At 53.6% G+C, this 15121-nt stretch carries 13 protein-coding genes; 1 reads left to right on the plus strand and 12 read right to left on the minus strand.

Features of this window, described 5'->3' with window-relative positions; genetic code table 11:
- Positions 1–22: 22 nt before the first annotated feature.
- From AAGQ96_RS15825 to ndk, 11 genes are all read right to left on the minus strand, one after another.
- Positions 23–2455, minus strand: coding sequence for a glucose/quinate/shikimate family membrane-bound PQQ-dependent dehydrogenase (locus AAGQ96_RS15825; protein ID WP_342754015.1), 2433 nt, complete (start codon positions 2453–2455; stop codon positions 23–25).
- Positions 2456–2993: 538 nt separating this feature from the next.
- Entirely contained in the window at positions 2994–3221 is a 228-nt protein-coding gene (locus AAGQ96_RS15830) for a zinc ribbon domain-containing protein (RefSeq protein ID WP_147199178.1), read from the minus strand.
- Between the two features lie 64 nt (positions 3222–3285).
- Entirely contained in the window at positions 3286–4776 is a 1491-nt protein-coding gene (gene der, locus AAGQ96_RS15835) for a ribosome biogenesis GTPase Der (RefSeq protein WP_147199180.1), read from the minus strand.
- A gap of 168 nt (positions 4777–4944) precedes the next feature.
- Positions 4945–6126, minus strand: coding sequence for an outer membrane protein assembly factor BamB (gene bamB / locus AAGQ96_RS15840; RefSeq protein WP_342754016.1), 1182 nt, complete (start codon positions 6124–6126; stop codon positions 4945–4947).
- 45 nt (positions 6127–6171) lie between these two features.
- Positions 6172–6804, minus strand: a complete 633-nt coding sequence (locus tag AAGQ96_RS15845) for a YfgM family protein (RefSeq protein WP_342754017.1) — start codon at positions 6802–6804, stop codon at positions 6172–6174.
- A gap of 14 nt (positions 6805–6818) precedes the next feature.
- Complete coding sequence (gene hisS / locus AAGQ96_RS15850) at positions 6819–8105, minus strand: histidine--tRNA ligase (RefSeq protein ID WP_147199186.1); 1287 nt, start codon at positions 8103–8105, stop codon at positions 6819–6821.
- Between the two features lie 95 nt (positions 8106–8200).
- Positions 8201–9322 carry a flavodoxin-dependent (E)-4-hydroxy-3-methylbut-2-enyl-diphosphate synthase gene (ispG, locus tag AAGQ96_RS15855; RefSeq protein WP_147199188.1) on the minus strand — a complete coding sequence of 374 codons (1122 nt, stop codon included), beginning with the start codon at positions 9320–9322 and terminating at the stop codon, positions 8201–8203.
- 37 nt (positions 9323–9359) lie between these two features.
- Positions 9360–10331 carry a cytoskeleton protein RodZ gene (gene rodZ / locus AAGQ96_RS15860; RefSeq protein ID WP_342754018.1) on the minus strand — a complete coding sequence of 324 codons (972 nt, stop codon included), beginning with the start codon at positions 10329–10331 and terminating at the stop codon, positions 9360–9362.
- On the minus strand, positions 10321–11052 hold the full coding sequence (pilW, locus tag AAGQ96_RS15865) for a type IV pilus biogenesis/stability protein PilW (RefSeq protein ID WP_147199191.1): 732 nt from the start codon (positions 11050–11052) through the stop codon (positions 10321–10323). Before pilW ends, rodZ begins: the two co-directional genes overlap by 11 nt.
- Positions 11053–11133: 81 nt before the next feature.
- Positions 11134–12303 carry a bifunctional tRNA (adenosine(37)-C2)-methyltransferase TrmG/ribosomal RNA large subunit methyltransferase RlmN gene (locus tag AAGQ96_RS15870; RefSeq protein WP_147199193.1) on the minus strand — a complete coding sequence of 390 codons (1170 nt, stop codon included), beginning with the start codon at positions 12301–12303 and terminating at the stop codon, positions 11134–11136.
- Between the two features lie 303 nt (positions 12304–12606).
- Positions 12607–13038, minus strand: a complete 432-nt coding sequence (ndk, locus tag AAGQ96_RS15875; protein ID WP_147199195.1) for a nucleoside-diphosphate kinase — start codon at positions 13036–13038, stop codon at positions 12607–12609.
- A 335-nt stretch (positions 13039–13373) separates the two neighbouring features.
- Between ndk and sseA the strand changes: the two genes are divergently transcribed.
- Complete coding sequence (gene sseA, locus AAGQ96_RS15880) at positions 13374–14228, plus strand: 3-mercaptopyruvate sulfurtransferase (protein WP_342754019.1); 855 nt, start codon at positions 13374–13376, stop codon at positions 14226–14228.
- Positions 14229–14299: 71 nt separating this feature from the next.
- Here sseA and sseB read toward each other — a convergent pair whose 3' ends face one another.
- The gene (gene sseB / locus AAGQ96_RS15885) at positions 14300–15064 is read right to left on the minus strand and encodes an enhanced serine sensitivity protein SseB (protein ID WP_342754020.1); all 765 of its coding nucleotides are present in this window, start codon (positions 15062–15064) and stop codon (positions 14300–14302) included.
- Positions 15065–15121 lie beyond the last annotated feature (57 nt).

The raw sequence follows: 15121 nt of genomic DNA on the forward strand, positions 1-15121 counted from the left end.
GCTTTGTTTTATTCAGCCTGAATTATTTATCCAGGGCGTAAGCAATGACGTAGTCGCCACGGTCTGGAGACTGACGTGCGCCACCGGCAGAAATCAGGATGTACTGCTTACCTGTTTTCGGTGACTTGTAGCTGATTGGGCCGCCCTGGCTACCCACTGGCAGACGTGCTTTCCACACTTCTTTACCGGTTGAGGTATCGAACGCGCGCAGATAGTAATCCTGCGTTCCCGCGATGAACACCAGTCCACCCTGAGTCGCCAGCGTACCACCCAGCGTCGGCATTCCTACCGGCATCTGTGCATGCATCTTAATACCGAACGGTCCGGTATCCTGTACGGTACCAACCGGAACCTGCCACACCAGCTTCTGCGTTTTCAGATCGATGGCGGAAAGCGTACCAAACGGCGGCTTCTGGCAAGGAATACCCAGCGGCGACATAAAGCGGTTTTTGTTTACGGCATACGGGGTGCCTTTCAGCGGAACGGCGCCCATACCGGTGTTGATGGCTTCACCACCGTTGCTGCCACGCGCGATAGCACCCGTGTTAGCTGGGATCATCTGCACCCACAGGCCAAGACGCATGTCGTTGACAAAGATGTAGTGATTGTTCGGATCGGTCGACATGCTGCCCCAGTTCATCCCGCCCAGAGAGCCAGGGAAGCTGAGTGCCTTGTCGGTGCCCGGAACGGTATACAGGCCATCGTAACGCATAGATTTAAAGCCGATACGGCAGGCAAGCTGATCGAACGGCGTCGCGCCCCACATATCAGACTCTTTCAGCGTCTCCGCACCAATCTGCGGCATACCCACTGACTTAGGCTGGGTTGGCGTGTACTGCTCGTTCGGGATATTGCCTTTCTTAACCGGGACTTCTTTCACTTCGGTCAGCGGCTTGCCGGTCAGGCGATCCAATACGTAGATCTGCCCGGCTTTGGTGCCAATCACAACCGCAGGCTTGGTGGTGCCGTCTTTCTGCGGGAAGTCGATCAGGCTTGGCTGCATCGGCAGGTCAAAGTCCCACAGATCGTTGTGCACGGTCTGATAAACCCACTTCTCTTTACCGGTAGTGGCGTCAACCGCCAGTACAGAAGCACCATATTTGTGGTTCAGTGCGGTACGGGTTGCGCCATACAGGTCAACAGACGAACTACCCATTGGCATGAACACGGTGTTCATGGTTGGGTCATAAGACATGGGTGCCCATGAGTTTGGCGTACTGCGAGCATAGTTCTGACCCGCCTGCAATTTGGCATTTGGATCGTCATTACCGGTGTCGAACGCCCAGCGCATTTCGCCAGTAATCACGTCGAAACCACGAATTACGCCGCCAGGCATATCGGTCTGCACGTTATCCGCGACGCGACCCCCTACCACAACGGTCGTTCCAGCCAGCGTAGGTGCTGAGGTCAGCTGATATTTTGGATCCTGTGCTTCACCCAGGCCTGCTTTCAGGTCAACCACGCCGTGGTCGCCAAAGTTCTGGCACAGCTCACCGTTGTCGGCGTTGACAGCCATCAGGCGCGCGTCGATGGTGTTCATCAGCAGACGACGCTGGCAGGTATCGCCAGCGGCCAGCGCAGGCTGTGGAACAGGCGTTGAGCCTGGCACAGAAGGCTGGGTCAGTGGTTTGGTCGCATCAAAGTACGCCAGACCGCGACAGCGGTTCCACACTTCTGCCTGGGCGTTAACGACGTGCTCCCAGATTTTTTTACCGGTGTCGGCGTTAACCGCGATGATGTTGTTGTGTGGCGTACAAAGGTACAGGACATCGCCAATTTGCAGAGGGGTTTGCTGATCTTCCGCACCGTTGCCGGTTGGGCTTTCCGGGATATCGCCGGTATGGAAAGTCCAGGCAACTTTCAGATCCTTCACGTTATCGCGAGTGATCTGATCCAGCGACACAAAGCGGCTTCCGCCAGGCGTGTTACCGTAGTTGTCCCAGTTTTTCTGCTCGGTAGCGTTGTTAACCGGCGTCAGCGGCAGTTCTGTACCGTTAGCAACGGGCGCATGCGGCTGGAACATCTGGATAAACGTCGCCACCAGGCCTACAACCAGCACAACGGCAACGGTATAAGCAGGCTTAGCTGCTGAGGTTTTGCCTTCGTGCTTACGCAGCGCAGGGAAAGTGATAACCGCCAGCAACAGGAAACCGGCCAGCGTCATCAGACGGGAGACCAGCGGCCAGAAATCGATGCCCGCTTCCTGCACGGCCCAGATAGCCGAACCGATAAACACCAGCGCAAAGATTATTACCGCGGAAGATTTACGACGGAAAAACTGAATAGCGGAAATGACGGTAAAAATACCGGCAATAACGAAATACCAGCTGCCACCCAGCGAAACCAGTTTTCCGCCACCAATCACAAAGAACAGGCCGGTAGCCAGTAATAACAGCCCCAGCACAATACTCCATAAGCCCAGCCATTTTGACGACCGGGCATTCGTTTGAGACATGGTCAAAATACTCCTGAAAAAAACAGCGCCTGAGCACAATCTTTATTCTCTTTTCGCCCCGGTAGCGCTCACGCTGAAGGTGACGAACGAAATAGACATTATGCTTTGAACCCTACTTTCATTAACAATTCGTTACGGGTCAAATCCCGTCCTGTACCTGCCAAAGGCACGCCTGCCGTGGGTTTCCGCGACAGAAGGCTTTCAAAGGACGGCAAAATTGTACCACGCGGTTCGTAAGTTAATAAACATAAACTTAACAAAGTTCACAAAAGCCGCAATTTTTGACAATAGGCTTCCAGAGAGTGTAACCGCCTAAAAATAGTTCACCAGAAGAATAATTCATTTTTGCTGAAGGGGAAAAATGCGCGGGAAATACCGAAATTAATTAACTTACAGAAAATTAGGCAGTTATCTGGATGAGAAAAAGCAAACCAGGAAACAGTCGTGTTAAAAAATTAAATATTACTGAAAATAATACGCTTAACTGTAGGGATTTAACCTGGCATTAATCAGGCCACTTATTAGCCTGATTATCTTTCTAAAGTGTTTCTATTAACGCCTTAAAAACCACGCGCTTTTTAGAAATCAGCCCGTGACCGTTCGGACAAAAGTAATCAACCGCGCCGCAGGCCTTCAAAACCTGAAGAGATTGCTCGCAATCCGGGCAGATAGCCTTGGCGGCAAAATTGCGCTGACAATGGGTGCAGTGGAAATGTCCTTCTTCCGCAGTCAGATTTTGCTGGCAAACCGGGCAGGTCTCACTCATATCACTCTCCTGTTTTATCTGCATTGAGTATAAAACAAAGGGGGCCGATTGGCCCCCTTGTGGATTAACGTTTATTTTTCTTCAGATGGCTCATCAGACGCTTACGCTTGCGCTGCTGATTAGGCGTCAGCAGGTTACGCTTACCGGCAAACGGGTTGTCGCCTTCCTTAAACTGAATACGGATTGGCGTGCCCATCACTTCCAGTGAACGACGGAAGTAGTTCATCAGGTAGCGTTTATAGGAGTCCGCTAAATCTTTCACCTGGTTGCCGTGGATCACTACAATCGGTGGGTTATAGCCCCCCGCGTGCGCATATTTCAGCTTCACGCGGCGACCACGCACCAGCGGTGGCTGATGATCGTCAGCTGCCATGTTCATGATGCGGGTCAGCATGGAGGTGTTCACACGACGGGTCGCACAATCATACGCTTCGGTGACGGATTCAAACAGGTTGCCTACGCCGCTGCCGTGCAGAGCAGAAATAAAGTGCACGCGAGCAAAGTCGATAAAGCCAAGACGCAGATCCAGTGCTTCTTTCACTTCATCACGCGCTTCCTGCGTCATGCCGTCCCACTTATTGACCACAATCACCAGAGAGCGGCCGCTGTTCAGGATAAAGCCCAGCAGTGACAGATCCTGATCGGAAATCCCTTCGCGCGCATCGATAACCAGCAGGACGACGTTAGAGTCTTCAATTGCCTTCAGGGTTTTGATTACCGAGAACTTCTCGACAGTTTCAGTAATCTTGCCACGTTTACGCACGCCAGCCGTATCGATCAGAATATACTCACGGCCATCGCGTTCCATGGGGATGTAGATACTGTCACGCGTGGTACCCGGCATGTCGTAAACCACAACGCGGTCTTCGCCGAGAATACGGTTAGTAAGCGTTGACTTACCTACGTTAGGACGCCCAACGATAGCCAGTTTGATCGGCAGATCCAACGGGTTGAAGTCATCTTCCGGCTCTTCCAGCCCTTCTTCACCCTCTTTTTCTTCCAGATCCGCCCAGTATGCGGCGTTTTCTTCTTCTTCCGTCAGCTCGCGCGGTGGCTCGACTTTTTCCATCCACGGCAGCAGCACCATCTCAAGGAGGCTGTTAACACCGCGTCCATGAGAAGCGGCGATAGGATGAATATCACCCAGGCCCAGTGCAAAGAAGTCGACTACGGCGGAATCAGGATCCATGCCGTCGGTTTTGTTGGCGACCAGGAAAGTCGGTTTCTGACGCGAACGCAGATGTTGGGCAATGGCCTGGTCGGCAGGCATCAGGCCGGCACGAGCATCAACCATAAACAGCACCACATCAGCTTCTTCGATTGCTAACAGGGACTGTTCGGCCATACGGGTTTCTACGCCCTCTTCATTGCCATCGATACCACCGGTATCAATACAAATGTATTCCCGCCCTTCGACCTCGGCGCGACCATATTTACGGTCACGGGTTAGCCCAGGAAAATCCGCCACCAGCGCATCTCGCGTGTGCGTAAGACGGTTAAACAGGGTGGATTTTCCCACATTGGGACGCCCGACCAGCGCGACCACAGGTACCATATTGAAGCCTCATTACAAAAAAATAGAGCCTTGATCGCTTAACGACGGCAAACAGAGGTTGCTGACGCACACGCAGGCTGAAGGCGTAAAGAATACCACGCCCAGAGAAAAACGAAACGGCCCCTGACGAATCAGGAGCCGTTACAGAGCATCGCTAATGCCGTAATATTAGCGGGTAAAAGCGTAAACTTCACCGTCTTTCGACTGAATCAGCAGCTTATCGCTGGCAACAACCGGTTCAGTCTGGAAACCCGAGCTGTCCACTTTCTGCTGAGCTACAAAGCGGCCGTCGGTCGTATTGATCCAGTGCAGATAGCCTTCGCTGTCGCCAACCACCAGATAGCCATTGTACAGCACCGGTGAGGTCAGGTTGCGGTGCAACAGATCGCTCTGACGCCAAACCGTCACGCCACCGTCAGTGTTCAACGCCACGACGCGGTCATCCTGATCGACAAGGTAAATATGGCCCGCATCAACAATAATATTGTGTACGGAACCAATCTCACGTTTCCACATGATCTGCCCTGAGCGCAGGTCCATCGCAGAAAGCGTACCGTTATAGGCCAGCGCATAAACCACGCCGTCAACAACAACCGGGGTGGTATCTACATCTGACAGACGATCGATTTCGGTCGCGCCGCCAGGCTGGGAGATACGCTGCTGCCAGATAATCTGGCCCTGGTTCATCATCACCGCGCTAACGCGTCCGTTGTCACCACCGACGATTGCCGCACCAAAAGCAGTTACCGGCGCAGATTCACCACGAAGTGACAGCGCAGGCACGTCCAGATTGACTGTCCACTTCACGACGCCGCTGCTTTGATCCAGCCCCTGCAACATGCCGTTGCTGGTATGGATCAGCACCAGGCCATCGCTGGCTACCGGGCGGGAAAGCACTTCACCGGCGACTTTTGTCTGCCAGGCAATCGAACCGTCGCTGGTGTTAAGCGCATAAACCTGACCGCGCTCGCTTCCTACATAAGCATGGCCGCCGTCAACAGAGACACCGCCTGAAAGCAATGCAGGAAGATTCTTTGAGAAGAAACCCGTCTTTTCAGAGAGATCGACCTTCCACTGTTCTTTACCGTCGCCCGCATTGACCGCTTTCACAATGCCGAAACGATCGGCCGCATAAACGGTACTGTCTGCCCAGGCCGGATGCAGGTTAGAGTAATAATCACCCACGCCATCGCCAACGGATGTGCTCCAGACTTTTTCCGGAGTGAACTGATTTTCGACCTTAGGCAGCGGCGACATTTTTACCACGTCTTCTTCACCGCTGAACCATGAACATCCGCTGAGTAAGGTGACTGAAATCAGTCCCGGCAGAAGTATCTTACGCAATTCCATGAAATCCCTCTTGAGCCTGTTGAGGCAATTTTTTTACTCAGGCCGTTAGCCCGGCAAATTATTCATTTTCATCTGCAGCATCTCTTTCAGCGCCGGAGACGCGTCAGAGGCAATGCCTTTGCTCCAGGCATCGCGCGCGCCTTTGCTGTCGCCTTTGCTGTCGCCTTTGCTAAGCAGGGCTTCACCACGCACATCAGCAATGATTGCGGTCCAGCCGTCGCCTTTAATGGCATCGAGAGTTTTCAGCACGTCGTCCGGCTGCTTCTGCTGTAGCTGAATACGCGCCAGGCGCAGATTCAATACCGCCTGCAAATTCGCATCTTTCGTCGCTTTCAGGCCCGATTGCAGCTGTGCAGCGGCTTTATCCAGTTGATTACTGTCAACATAGCGCTTAGCCAGATCCAGCGACGCCAGCGCACCGTAGGTGTTGCTGTTTTCACTGGCAAACTTCGCGGCCGCGTTCAGCGTCTCAGGCTTACTGGCGTCCAGCGCGGTAGAGACCTGCTGATAACGAGCCGATGCTTCGCGGCTGCTGCCATCCTGATGAGTGCTCCAGTAACGCCAGCCCGCCAGCGCACCAATGCCCAGAATGACGCCGACTACCAGCGCTTTACCGTTCTGAGCAAAAAAGCCTTTTAACGCATCGACCTGTTCGTTTTCGTTGCTATAAACTTCCACGCGCACCTTCTCCTTTAAACGTCGGCCTGCTGCAGCATTGCTGCCAGCGTGCTCGCTGCATCATGCTGATCCAGCGTCTGCTGCTCGCCGTTACGCAAATCTTTAATCACTACCTGACCGTTAGCAACTTCCGCTTCGCCCAGTACCAGCGCCACGCGTGCGCCCCACTTATCTGCACGGCCGAACTGCTTCTTGAAATTACCGCCGCCAAAATTGGTCATCAACTTTAAAGACGGGTCAGCATCACGAAGCCGTTCAGCCAGCTGCATCGCGGCGGACTGCACGCCTTGCCCTGAAGCGATAACATAGACATCGACAATGCGCGTCGGTTCAAATTCCGGATTAACTGCCTGAACCAGCAGCACCAAACGCTCCAGGCCCATAGCAAAACCGACGGCAGGTGTGCCCCGGCCGCCAAGCTGTTCAACCAGGCCATCGTAGCGTCCACCGGCACAGACGGTACCCTGAGCGCCCAGGCTGCTGGTCACCCATTCAAAAACGGTACGGTTGTAGTAATCGAGGCCGCGCACCAGACGCTGATTCACGGTATAGGCAATGCCAGCTGCATCAAGCAGTTCGCACAGACCATCAAAGTGTTCACGTGATTCGGTATCCAGATAATCACCCAGCACCGGCGCCGAGTTCAGCAGCGCCTGCACGTCTGGATTTTTGCTGTCCAGCACACGCAGCGGGTTGCTGTACATGCGGCGTTTGCAATCTTCATCCAGCACGTCTTTATGTGCTTCCAGGAAGGCGACCAGCGCATCACGATAGTCAGCCCGCGCTTCCAGTGAACCAATAGAGTTCAGCTCAAGACGAACGTGATCGGCGATGCCCAGCGCTTTCCACCAGCGGGCCGTCATCATAATCAGCTCAGCATCGATATCCGGCCCCTGCAAGCCGAAAACTTCCGCGCCGATCTGATGGAACTGGCGATAGCGCCCTTTCTGCGGACGTTCGTAGCGGAACATCGGACCGATATACCACAGACGCTGTTCCTGATTGTACAGCAGACCGTGTTCGATGCCGGCACGCACGCAGCCTGCCGTCCCTTCCGGACGCAGCGTCAGGCTTTCGCCGTTGCGATCGTCAAAGGTATACATCTCTTTTTCAACCACGTCGGTGACTTCACCGATAGCGCGCTTGAATAACGGGGTCTGCTCTACAATCGGCAGGCGGATTTCGCTATAACCATAGCTGGCCAGCACCTGCTTGAGGATCTGCTCAATGCGTTGCCATACGACGGTGTCCGCGGGCAGGTAATCGTTCATCCCGCGAATTGCCTGAATATTCTTCGCCACTTTTCTTCTCTTCTTAATACTGGGAACTGAACCAAGACACGCTCACCGGCCAGCAGGCCTGTCTGCTGCGCTTAATTCAGCTCCGCAAATACGATTTATTTTTCGACTTGCTGTACGTCAATGCGGCGGGACTCATCCATCATCGAGGCTTTGGCACGAATACGGGCTTCCAGCTGATCGATCATGTTGTCATTATCCAAACGCTCCTTGAGGCGTACGCCATCCTCATAAAAGCCGCTTTTCTTGTTGCTGCCGGTCACGCCCATGGTCGACACCAGCGCTTCGCCCGGGCCATTCACCACGCAACCGATAATGGAAATATCCATTGGCGTAATGATGTCCTCCAGACGCTCTTCAAGGGCATTGACCGTGCCGATCACGTCAAATTCCTGACGAGAGCAGGTTGGACAGGCAATAAAGTTAATGCCACGAGAGCGAATGCGCAGGGATTTGAGGATATCAAACCCAACCTTCACCTCTTCCACCGGATCGGCCGCCAGCGAAATACGCAGCGTATCGCCGATGCCTTCTGCCAGCAGCAGTCCCAGTCCAATAGCGGATTTCACTGAACCGGCGCGCGCGCCGCCCGCTTCCGTAATGCCGAGATGCAAAGGCTGATCGATCTGCTTAGCCAGCAAACGATAAGACTCAACCGCCAGGAAGACGTCTGATGCTTTTACGCTGACTTTGAACTGATCGAAGTTAAGACGATCGAGGTGATCGACATGGCGCATGGCAGATTCCAGCAGAGCCTGCGGCGTAGGTTCGCCGTACTTCTCCTGCAAATCTTTTTCCAGCGAGCCTGCATTCACGCCGATGCGAATAGGGATATTGTTATAGCGTGCGCAGTCGACAACCTGACGGATGCGTTCTTCGTTACCGATGTTGCCGGGATTGATACGCAGGCAGTCGACGCCGTATTCGGCAACCTTCAGCGCAATGCGATAGTCAAAGTGGATATCGGCAACCAGCGGGACATCCACCTGCTGTTTGATCAGGCGGAAAGCTTCAGCAGCATCCATGGTAGGAACAGAAACGCGAACAATGTCCACGCCGACGCGCTCAAGCGCCTTAATTTGTCTGACCGTGGCTTCCACGTCAGTGGTTCGCGTGTTGGTCATGGACTGTACGGCTATAGGTGCGCCGTCGCCCACTGGCACCTTGCCGACGTAAATTCGCTTTGATTTGCGACGGATAATGGGTGCTTCGTTATGCATATTCTTTCTCCGAAATTACTCGCGACCAGAAGATGCGTTAATGCGCACCGACTGTGAGGCGGGCAACCTGGTTGGTACGGATGAAACGACTCAGATCGACCGGCTGTCCCTGGTACTGGATCTGGACTGCGCCTGGCGCGCCAATTTTCAGGCGATAAGGTGCGGTGCCGGCGAGACTGAGTTTACCACCACTGCGCTGCATTCCGCTGAACAGTTTTTTTCCTGTCGCATCGGTGACTTCCAGCCAGCAGTCTTTATTGAAGTTCATAACCAGAGCAGAAGGATCGGCTGCAGGCGCGCTAACGCCTGCAGTGCCGGTAGGCATTTGTCCATTGCTGGTATTGTCAACCGGCGCCTGGGAAGGCGAAACGGCCGCAGGCTGCTGCTGGGCGGCAGCAGCATTAGTGGTCGATGCCGGTTGCTCCGCTGCCGGTGCGACAGCAGGTGCGGATGAGGTTTCAGCCGGGGCTGGCGCTGGCGTCGTCTCGGTCGGCGGCGTACTGTCGGCACCGCTATCGTTCAGCGGGATTGACTGGCTGTTACCGTCCGACGTTGACACATTCTGATCGGCCATCGAAACCAAATCGTCCTGCGCGGCTTTATGATTTTGCCACCACCAGGCACCGGTCAGACCGACCACAACAAACAGCACCAGCCAGGTGAAAATCATCAACCAGCCGTCGCGTTTTTTCCGCCTTTTGCCCAGTGAAAAACTCTGCATCGGTTCCACTTTGGCGGCACGCACTGGAGCCTGCTTCGCCATCATCGGCAGCAGCTCCTCTTCGGGTACATGAACCAGACGAGCATAGGAACGAATGTAGCCACGCAGGAAGGTCGACGCCAAATCTGCCGGCGCTTTATCTTCTTCAATGTCCCGTACGGTGGAAAGTTTCAGGCAAAGGCGCTCTGCAACGTTCTGCTGAGTCAGACCCATTTGTTCACGGGCCCCACGCAGGCGCTCGCCTGTTGAATTTACTGCTGATTTATCTTGAGTGGCTTCAGTATTCATTAGCTAAAAAATGCAGGTACTGTATCGATTGTGGAAAATTTCGCGCCAGCTGCTCTCCGGCAAGCTTTACGCTTGCGGGCTGCTCTGCCTGCGCGGCGAAGCGAATCTCTAACCACAGGCTTTCTGCCGAGGCAGTAAAGTTGTGTTGATAAACATCTAACAGGAGCCGCGTTGCGGTGCGCTCCTTCTTTCCAAATCGCCTTTCGGCTTCTGCCAGCAAAGCAGCGCCTCTCTGCGGATCGTGCCGGGTAGCCTTAATGAGCGCTTCCTTTGCCTTTTGCTGCTCTCCCGCATGGAGATAACAGTAGCCAGCATTTTCAACTGCATCAGCACGCCCGCTGTTTTCGGCACCGTCAGCCGCTTTACTGAACTGCTGCTGAGCCGCATCATACTGCCCTAAACGACAGAGAAACGCACCGTAATTATTGATTACGTCACGGTTTTCTCCGGCCAGACGGCGTGCCGCCTGGTAACGTGCGTCCGCGGCAGACACATCGCCAGCCTGCTGGAAGTACCGTGCCATCGCTAGCTGGCAGCGATAATCCTGAGGGGCCAGCGTCAACGCCTGCTGCAAATTACGTCGCGCAAACGGCAGTTCGCCCAGTGCCAGATAATCGAGCCCTAATTGTAGCCGTGTCTCCACCAGCTCGCTGCGTTGTACCGGTGCCGTACAGCCCGAAAACAATAACACAGCCAGCCAGATCGGGAATCCTTTACCCATATCGCCTCCTGATAAACAGGTGGCGATGGTACTCCAGACACATCACGGCTGACAGACGATAAGCCGGTTAAAACTCAGGTTTCAGAGCGCTTTCACAGAAATGGCTTCACCGGCCATTTTCTTACGCATCGTACGACGGGTACGGTCAATAACCTCACCCGCCAGCTGCCCGCAAGCCGCGTCAATATCATCACCACGAGTCTTACGCACAATAGTGGTAAATCCGTAATCCATCAACACTTTAGAGAAGCGATCGATGCGACTGTTCGAACTGCGACCATAAGGTGCTCCCGGGAAGGGGTTCCACGGGATTAGGTTGATTTTGCATGGCGTATCTTTCAGCAACGCCGCCAGCTCATGGGCGTTATCGGTGCTGTCATTCACGTGATCCAGCATGACGTATTCAATGGTGACCCGGCCCTGATTGGCGTTAGATTTTGAGATATAGCGTGCAACGGAATTCAGGAAAGTTTCGATATTGTACTTTTTATTGATCGGCACGATTTCGTCGCGAATGGCATCGTTTGGCGCGTGCAGAGAAATGGCCAGCGCGACGTCAATCATATCGCCCAGCTTATCCAGCGCAGGAACCACGCCGGAGGTCGACAGCGTTACGCGGCGTTTTGACAAACCAAAGCCAAAATCGTCCAGCATGATTTCCATTGCTGGCACAACGTTGTTCAGGTTCAGCAGGGGTTCGCCCATGCCCATCATTACCACGTTGGTAATCGGACGCTGGCCGGTAATTTTTGATGCGCCAATGATTTTAGCGGCACGCCAGACTTGGCCAATAATTTCTGATACGCGCAGATTGCGGTTAAAGCCCTGCTGCGCCGTAGAGCAGAATTTACATTCAAGTGCACAGCCTACCTGGGATGAAACGCACAGGGTGGCGCGATCTTTTTCCGGGATATAAACCGTTTCGACCTGCTGGCCGCCAACGGTAATCGCCCATTTAATGGTGCCATCTGCCGAGCGTTGCTCTTCTGCAACTTCCGGCGCGCGAATTTCGGCCAGCTCTTTCAGCTTGCCGCGGAAAACTTTATTGATGTCGGTCATCTCGTCGAAATCATCACAGCAGTAGTGATAAATCCACTTCATTACCTGATCGGCGCGGAACGGTTTTTCACCCAGGCTGGCAAAAAATTCACGCATTTGCTGACGGTTCAAATCGAGCAGGTTGATTTTTTCTTTTTTTGGCGTGGCGATAGCAGGTGATGCAGACGACGGAGTCACAATATGTTCAGACATAATTTTCTCTGGCCTCGTTATTACACGTTATGGCGCTGGGGAGTGAATAATACATACCAGATAGATTTCGAACTGCAAGAAGGCGGCAGCTGAGTGACCCCCCATGAGCTTACTGTGGTAAGTGATTGGGGTGAGTGAAGGCAGCCAACGCATCTGCAAATTGAAAGATAGCGGGTATAAATGAAACGCCCCCGTTGAGCGAACTCATCAGGGGCGCATTATTGTACAAGTGTGGAACAGCAGGTTAAAGTGCGTCAAACAAATAAATTGTAAACGCCCTGGTCTTCCACACTGCAAATAATCTTAGCGAGTGCGTGGGCACACTTCGTTTTCACCGAAGAAAAACGCGATTTCACGAGCAGCAGACTCAGCAGAATCTGAACCGTGAGTAGCGTTTTCGGTGAAGCTGTCAGCGTAATCTGCACGCAGAGTACCCGCCAGAGCGTTATCCGGGTTAGTTGCACCCATCAGATCGCGGTGACGCTGTACAGCGTTCTCACCTTCCAGCACGGAAACCACTACCGGGCCAGAAGTCATGAATTCAACCAGACCGTCGAAGAAAGGACGGCCCTGGTGTTCAGCGTAGAAACCTTCAGCCTGTTCTTTGGTCAGGTGCAGCATTTTGGTGCCAACGATTTTGAAGCCAGCGCTTTCAAAACGGTTAAAAATGGCACCAATTACGTTTTTTGCCACCGCGTTTGGTTTTACGATAGAAAAAGTACGTTCAATAGTCATGTGGACCCCTGTTTGATGTCGAGTGTAGCCGGTGAAAAGCCTCCCCGGCCGGGAAAATGGCGCCGATTATAGGGGGCATAGCCGGGCTTGCCTATCGGAGATTCAACAAATCATTAAAAAAGTGCCTTTCATTTCCTTACGTTTATAACGGCCTTTCCGATATTTGAACAAAATTACTCCATTTTGAACGTTGTTGCTGCTATTTGCGCTTTTTTACTGATTTTTCGAGGTATCGTCAGGTTTTTGATTAATCCGGGCGCAAAAATGCACAACCTCTTGTGATGCCCGCCAGGATGGTTGACACTCAGCACAATGACATCCACAGCGAGGCCGCTATGACTACCTCTTTCTTTGTGACCGCCGACTGGCTGGCGGAACATTTTTCTGATGATGATATTCAGGTACTGGACGCGCGTATGCTGCCGCCAGGTCAGGAAAACGTGCGCGATATCGTCGCCGAATATCAGTCCGGGCATCTGCCGGACGCGCCCTTTTTCGATATTGAAGCCCTTTCCGATCACACCAGCCCTTATCCACATATGCTGCCGCGCGCCGAGGCTTTTGCTGTCGCTATGCGGGAACTGGGGATCGGCAGCGACAAGCATTTGATTGTTTATGACGAAGGTAATCTGTTCTCTGCGCCCCGTGCCTGGTGGATGCTGCGCCAGTTCGGCGTGGAAGAAGTCTCTATACTGGCGGGCGGGCTGAAGGCCTGGACCGACGCCGGTTTGCCGCTGACGAAAGGCGCGGTTTCTCTACCGGAAGCGGAATTTGAGGCCAGCTTTGATCCCGCCGTCGTGAAACGCGTGACCGATGTGATGCTAATCAGCCATGAAGGCAGCGCACAGCTTGTCGATGCACGAGCAGGAAATCGTTTCAGGGGAGAAGTCGACGAGCCTCGTCCTGGTCTGCTGCGTGGGCATATTCCCGGCAGCCGAAACGTACCGTGGAACGATCTGGTCGAAAACGGTCAGTTAAAATCACCGGAAGCGTTAAAAGCGATCTTCCAGCAGCAGGGTCTGAAGCTCGATCGGCCGATTGTGGCCAGCTGTGGCTCCGGCGTCACCGCAGTTGTCGTCATTCTGGCGTTGAATACGCTGGGGGTAACTGACGTTACGCTGTATGACGGTTCGTGGGGCGAATGGGGAAGCCGTGATGATTTACCGCTCGCTGTTGGCGAAGCGCAGTAAACATTAACAATTACCTTAAAAAAGTGAACCGCTCTGACCAGTAACGATCGGAGCGGTTAGCAATAAACGGCTTAATTACTGCTTTTGAAATCGCGCAGAAAGCTGCCCCACCGGCGTTCATAAAACGGCGTGATGTGCGCCATAAAGAAGTGGCTGATACCCTTTTCACCCTCAATCACTTCGCAAATGTCTACCGGCTCGTCATCCAGCAGGGTATCTGTCGCGACGCTTCCTGCTGCCTGAATGATATTTTCGATATCGCTGTCGGCCTCAATGCCAATGAGCAGATTTGGCCGATCTTCCGGCGCTTCTTTGATATGAGCAACCCAGGCACGGCGAACCTGCTTATGTTTAGCGAAAAGCTGCGTTAATGAAGCAATTACCTGTTCCGGCGGCTTGGCAATTTCAGAAAGCAGCAGGGATGTACCCCCTTCCAGTACGCTTTGCTGGCTAAGCGCATTACCGCCCTCACCTAACAGGCTGGTAATTTCGCGCGGGCTGAATTCTTTCCCGGCAGGAAGCTTTGGGTTCAGGAATAAGGTTTCGCCCTGCGTCAGGCTAAACAGCGTGTGCACCGGCATTACCAGAAAAGGCTGGGCAGAAGTAACGGCCTGCTCCATTGCAGCTAAAGAGGTGAAGAAAGGAATAATGCTGCTGCCATCCTCTTTCTCCCAGTGCTCCAGATCGACCTGCGCCGGCTCAGCGTCCGTTTGTTCCTGCTCGCCTGGAACCCAAACGCTGGCGGCCATCAGTAATGAAAAGAACTCAGGACGGTGTGCCGGCTCCGTTGCCGCCAGCTTCAGCACCTCTTCAAGGCGCTGGTTAGTGTCATTCATTGGTTGCTTCCAGTAAAAGGTTCGAACAACCCGGCCAGATGCATCCGGCCGGGTTGG

Origin of the sequence: Pantoea sp. MBD-2R, from assembly GCF_039134845.1 — a bacterium.
Lineage (GTDB): Bacteria > Pseudomonadota > Gammaproteobacteria > Enterobacterales > Enterobacteriaceae > Erwinia.

What these genes read in the sequence shown, in the direction of transcription:
- pilW (WP_147199191.1), bottom strand. Translation starts at nt 11,052, where the DNA reads ATGGGTAAAGGATTCCCGATCTGGCTGGCTGTGTTATTGTTTTCGGGC.
- sseB (WP_342754020.1), bottom strand. Translation starts at nt 15,064, where the DNA reads ATGAATGACACTAACCAGCGCCTTGAAGAGGTGCTGAAGCTGGCGGCA.
- AAGQ96_RS15870 (WP_147199193.1), bottom strand. Translation starts at nt 12,303, where the DNA reads ATGTCTGAACATATTGTGACTCCGTCGTCTGCATCACCTGCTATCGCC.
- AAGQ96_RS15830 (WP_147199178.1), bottom strand. Translation starts at nt 3,221, where the DNA reads ATGAGTGAGACCTGCCCGGTTTGCCAGCAAAATCTGACTGCGGAAGAA.
- ispG (WP_147199188.1), bottom strand. Translation starts at nt 9,322, where the DNA reads ATGCATAACGAAGCACCCATTATCCGTCGCAAATCAAAGCGAATTTAC.
- bamB (WP_342754016.1), bottom strand. Translation starts at nt 6,126, where the DNA reads ATGGAATTGCGTAAGATACTTCTGCCGGGACTGATTTCAGTCACCTTA.
- rodZ (WP_342754018.1), bottom strand. Translation starts at nt 10,331, where the DNA reads ATGAATACTGAAGCCACTCAAGATAAATCAGCAGTAAATTCAACAGGC.
- ndk (WP_147199195.1), bottom strand. Translation starts at nt 13,038, where the DNA reads ATGACTATTGAACGTACTTTTTCTATCGTAAAACCAAACGCGGTGGCA.
- AAGQ96_RS15825 (WP_342754015.1), bottom strand. Translation starts at nt 2,455, where the DNA reads ATGTCTCAAACGAATGCCCGGTCGTCAAAATGGCTGGGCTTATGGAGT.
- der (WP_147199180.1), bottom strand. Translation starts at nt 4,776, where the DNA reads ATGGTACCTGTGGTCGCGCTGGTCGGGCGTCCCAATGTGGGAAAATCC.
- sseA (WP_342754019.1), top strand. Translation starts at nt 13,374, where the DNA reads ATGACTACCTCTTTCTTTGTGACCGCCGACTGGCTGGCGGAACATTTT.